Genomic DNA, 5,260 nt, shown 5'->3' on the forward strand with positions numbered 1-5,260 from the left:
TCAACAAGCGCCTCACGGCGCACGCATGGGCACCGTCATGGACTTTCCAGTTCCTCTCCCGCGCTGCCGTTGGTAGAAAAGATAGCAGCGCATGAGGAACTCATATACCAGGACAGACGGTGCCCATCGCTGTATTTCATAACAGCGATACACACGCATTCATCATCTGGGGGTCAACTGGATAACACCACACAACATGTATGTGGATAGCTGGCCGGATTCTTAGCGCTCTTTTGGCCGGAAACCAGCCGCTGAATTGGCTGGATTTCCCTGCTCATCCGGCCTACATCTAGTTGATCACAAACAGCCTGCGGTGTTGCGCAGTGACAACGGACCCGAGTTCATCTCTCAAGCGGTGATGACCTGGGCAGCCAACCGGGCAGCATTGTCATACATCCCGCCAGGCCAGCCATGGCATAACGGCTACGTGGAATCGTTCAACGGGCGTCTGCGAGATGAATGTCTGAATATCAACAGTTTTTACTCGCTGTTGCATGCACAAGTCATCATCAGCGACTGGAAGTATGAATACAACCATGATCGGAGACATTCATCGCTGGGATACCTCGCACCTGTCGACTACGCTCAAACCTGCACCCATAGAATCAATAAAAAGGGGTATCCATTTAGGTGCCAAAGACTATAGACAGGAACGGTCGGCAGGTACGGGTAAGCTGAGCTCAGATAAAAGCCCTCGCGCTGCACCAACAGCCGAGGGCATGGACTACACCAAGAAGGGGTGTACGTCATGGCTCAGTCTACCGGTGACGTCCAACCAACGTCTGCTGTCGTTGGTCGCGATTACCCAGCTGATGTGGCACAGATGCGTGCGTGGTTTCGTACCGATGCGGCCTGTTTGGACTATCTGGATTGGTTACGATGGCCCACGGGATTCATCTGTCCGCACTGCCAGGCTGATACTGCTGGGCGTGACACAGCTGATCGGTATCGCTGTCATGGTTGTCGGCGCCGGATATCTGTCACGTCGGGGGACGATCTTCGATAAGACGCGTATTCCGTTGACGGTGTGGTTCGAGACAATCTGGTTGGTCACTGTCAGCAAGATGGGTGTCTCTGCTGCTCATCTGCATCGGGTGTTGCCGATCTCGTCGTATCAAACGGCATGGGCCATGCTGGCCAAACTGCGCCGGATGATGTCAGCTGCTGGCAGCTCACCGTTGACGGGTCGGGTCGAGGTCGATGAAACATTTCTTGGCGGGCCTCGTGCGGGCACCATAGGCCGCGGCGCGCTGGGCAAGACGCTGGTGGCCGGTGCTATTGAGATCACTGATCATGGCTGGGGCCGTGCTAGATGGGCAGTCATTGTCGATGCTGCAGCACAGACATGGCTTCGCGCAACAGACCATCGCTGCCGGCTCGACCGTGATCACCGATGGACGGCGATCCTATCCACCGGCCTTGGACCAGTACACGCACCAGCCGATCAATATCTCAGCCACACACCAGCCCGCTCATGAGTCACTGCCAGCAGTTCACCGGCTCTTCGCGCTGGTTAAACTGTCTCTTGAAGGTACATATCAAGGGGCTGGAAGTGTTGAGTACCTGCCTGAGTACCTGGATGAATTCGTTTTCCGATTCAACCGGCGCCACTCTCGTCATCGAGGCCTAGTCTTCTACCGGTTACTTCAGCGAGCAGTCGCTACCCAGCCCATTGCCTACAACGATTTGGTTCAGGTACCGGAACCAAAAAGAGTCCATCGAAAGGAGTCTCTGGTCCACGTTCCCGGCCACGCAGCCTGGAACTCAGAACCGCGACCCGGCCCTGGCGTCAACGTCGCTAACATCCGAAATGCGTCGCAACGTCAGCCACTACGTCATTGGCACCTAAATGGATACCCCTTGCAATAAAAATGGCTCACATACCGCTTGGACCTAAACATGGGACGGCCCACCCGGGCTGAAGTGCTTCAGATGGGCGTGCAGTTACGATATGCATGCAAGTACCTTCAACTCCGTTCTAGGGGCAGCGTGGAAGAGGAATCCCTAACAATCCTGGATAAAATTCAGTTTCATTACTGTAATTAGAGACCCACTCTGATCCTTCAGGTCCGACAGCTTGGATACGGGCGGTAAAATTCCTGCCGAGCCCTAATAAGTTGCCCAAGAGAGTGGCGAGGAGCCCATCGGTGAGTCGAAGGCTATTGGTTTCTTCATCCTCGATGACGTAACGATTCGTATTGCCTGTAACGTTGTGTTCGACTTCTAACACGTAACCGCCTTCTGGCGGCCCGTCGCTGGGGTGTTCCCATTCAAGCGTAGGGCGCCCTAGCAGAGTAGGCGCTTCGCATTCTAGATTGCTAGGCGGTCTGACAGTCCCGGCCTCAATGTTACTACCCCTCGCGTATTCAGAATGGATCCAGCTCGCCTCGGTTTCTCCAATACTTGAGGTAATCCCAGCGAGGAGTAGAGCGGTAATCGTGGTCAAGCTCATGAGTCTAAGAGCAAGGGCGCTGCGCCTTTGCCGCGGTTCAGGTACATCGGAGGTTTTGTAAGACGGCATATGGGTTTACCTTCCAGTCCCAGTTTTTTGAGCAGAGCGCGATTGTACCCAACGGCCTAGCGTCATGGAGGCCAGTGCTACTACTAGCAGCAGGATCACAGGACCGCCGGTGCGAGCCAAATCCTGGGCAGGTGACGTTGAACTCCCGGGGGAATGCTGCCCGTCATTGTGAACATCACTGTCGACTGAGAGCTCGTCACCAGCGGCCTCAACATCTAGCCTGAGTCCTGTAGTGCCTTCTGGCTGCTTGGCGTCTTCGGAAGGAAGTGACACCAATAAGCGTAACCACGGCGAATCACTGGCTTGGAAGTGGTCAATCCATTGAGGGGCTTCGTTGGGGGAGATGATGAGGTTTTCTGCAACGGTCCGGATTTCGCCATCACAGGAGGCTGCACCTTGCGCCACAGCTGTAGGGCTATCCGCCCACTGGATAGAGCAGGCCAGCACGGAGACCCGCAGTGCAAAATCACCCTGGGCCTGCAAACCGGCACGGGCTTCGCCCTCAGATGGGGCATCGATATCAATGCCAATGTCCCAAGGGGAAAAGCTCCCTCTAGTGAGAGCGTCACGGGTGGTGGGAGCATAGGTCGAGGTGAGAGTGATGTACTGAGAACTCAGGGTCTCTTCAACCAAATCTGTAGTGCTCGCCTGGGCCACCGGCGTATGGGGCATCAGCCCGGCGGTGGCGGCTGTTAGAAATCCGATAACGGCTCTGACGTGGTATGGAGGAGTCTTTGAAGAATCGGCTCGGTTTCCTTCAGTGTGAGTGTCTTGTTCATGCTGGTCAGGAGTGTCCGATATCGGGCTGCTGCGTGGCCAAAATGCCCAGCCCACAAGAATTGCGGCAGCTATGGTGATCCCACCGAGCACGTAGGGGTTGCCTAGCTGGTGTATAACTTTTGCCATACCCGGGACAGAGCCCCGCACAACTTTTCCTTCCGTAATCCTATAGGGGCTAGCGTCAGGAGAAGCGTTGGCGTCTCCTTGCATTGTGATCACGCGCTCTTGTGGAGTGTCTCCGGGGTCTACAGAAATGACCCGGTGGGTCACAGGTAGTTGGTCGGGTCGTTCAACTGTGAGGATGTCGCCGACTTCGACCTCGGATGCAGGGATTTCTTGCACCAGAGCAGCTGAGCCTGTCGGCACCGTGGGCTCCATGGAGCCTGTGCGGAATAGAATCACAGAAGTATTGAACAGATATGCAGCAATGACCAAGATAATAGCGAGCAGGCCCATGCACGCGACGAGCCAGAGTAAAGTATCTGTGACATAGTGTCTGATGCGTCTCAACACGACGATCACTCGTCCACGGTGCTAGTACCGAGGAACTCCCATTGCGGTGCTACCGTTGCGCCTTGAGCGTCATTGTTGTCGCCGACGGGTAGGGCCAGCTCGATACAATAGTTCACGGTTTCCTGCGCATCGGGTGCCAGAACTTGTTCGGTAACTTGAGGTTCGACTTCGAGTAGGGGAGTTTCAGAATCCACCACGACTTGCGCGCTGGCAGCGAACGTTTCCTCGTTACAAGTGGTGCCTTCAAGAATTCGGATCCCGTAGTTCAGGTAGTGCCCGAGGCTCTCAGGATTTTCCCGATCCCATTGTGGTGGTTGTACTTGGCTGGTGCCGCCTAAGGAGCCGGATTGGGTTCGTACACTGAACAGGGCGTAGGTGCTCGATCCCGGGTACATTTGTCCAGCGTTTGAAGAAAACGTTAGTGCGTGGGCAGCTTCTTCGGATGATTCTTCGAATGAACCCTCCTGGCCTGTTCGTGACCCCTCGAACATGAACGTTCCCGCTTCTATTTCAGTTTCAATATATTCGGAGTCATTCCACGAGGACAGCGTCAGGGTGGAGCCTACGCCGAGCACCAGTCCGCTGGCCAGCAGGGCGCGCATCCGCCGGTACTTGAGTTTGCTGGGTGGCTTTGGCTTAGCGTGAGCTGGCGCACATCGTCCCAATTACCTTCAGCCTTCGTCATTGGATGTCGCCTGAACTTGCCAGGTCGCCGCTGCAGTCCCTCCCTGAAGGAAACTCTCTTCATCCGCGGAGGTAACAGCAAAGCAGAGTAGTTCTTCCTCGCCGTCTGTACCGGACTCATTGGAAGTCAGGTCGATGGCAACGGGGTTTGAGTCGACGGCTGTCAGGTCGCTTCCGGAGGCGACCAAGGTACCGGTTTCAGCTGCAGTAGTGTCGCAAGCGTCCACGCCGTGGTAGACCTCGAGCGAAAGGTTCTCAGCATTTTCCCCTGAGGCTGAAGCGACAGAGATGCCAGTCTCGGCTTCAATAGTGCCGTCGACATTGGTGTCTGCATCGAGACGCACCCAGAAAGGGGCATAGACTGTTTGCTCAGGGACCATGTTCAGGGCGTCTGTATCGAAAGTAAGCGTGGCGGCACCTTCTGCACCATCGTGCTCGGTGTAGTCTGCATCGGCAGCAACAGCAGTTCCCTCAAGGTTGAAGGAACTGGCGCCGAACTCGCCGAGGGCAAATTCATCATCCGTCCAGGCTGCCAGGGTTACTAGGGCGCCCACGCCGAGGACGGTTCCCCCGGCCAGTAGGGCCTGAATTTTCCGACGTCGTGAAGTTTTGCCGGACGTTGTGTTGGGTGTTTCAGACATAATTCCCGCTTTCGAAGTGTGTGTGATGCCAAAGGCGACATTACTCATTGTGTTAGGAAGTAGCAAGGCGGATTCAATTGGTCGTCGCAACACCTTGAGCACGGAGGTGTGTGGTGGGACG

Annotated in this window: 3 protein-coding genes and 2 pseudogenes; 2 read left to right on the forward strand and 3 right to left on the reverse strand. The window is 55.6% G+C overall.

Annotation, left to right across the window (positions count from 1 at the left end; translation table 11 throughout):
* Positions 1–307 precede the first annotated feature (307 nt).
* Positions 308–646, forward strand: a pseudogene (locus L0H14_RS11590) (integrase core domain-containing protein); the annotation flags it as partial.
* A 102-nt stretch (positions 647–748) separates the two neighbouring features.
* Positions 749–1,802, forward strand: a pseudogene (locus L0H14_RS11595) (IS1595 family transposase).
* Between the two features lie 725 nt (positions 1,803–2,527).
* Here the strand turns inward: L0H14_RS11595 and L0H14_RS11600 are convergent.
* The 3 genes from L0H14_RS11600 to L0H14_RS11610 form a co-directional block, all read right to left on the reverse strand.
* On the reverse strand, positions 2,528–3,823 hold the full coding sequence (locus tag L0H14_RS11600) for a signal peptidase I (protein ID WP_336621716.1): 1,296 nt from the start codon (positions 3,821–3,823) through the stop codon (positions 2,528–2,530).
* The gene (locus tag L0H14_RS11605; RefSeq protein ID WP_301418642.1) at positions 3,820–4,416 is read right to left on the reverse strand and encodes a SipW-dependent-type signal peptide-containing protein; all 597 of its coding nucleotides are present in this window, start codon (positions 4,414–4,416) and stop codon (positions 3,820–3,822) included. Before L0H14_RS11605 ends, L0H14_RS11600 begins: the two co-directional genes overlap by 4 nt.
* A gap of 69 nt (positions 4,417–4,485) precedes the next feature.
* The coding region (locus tag L0H14_RS11610; RefSeq protein WP_301418640.1) for a hypothetical protein at positions 4,486–5,260 on the reverse strand (775 nt) is incomplete at its 5' end.

It is taken from the genome of Yaniella sp., assembly GCF_030453185.1.
GTDB lineage: Bacteria > Actinomycetota > Actinomycetes > Actinomycetales > Micrococcaceae > Yaniella.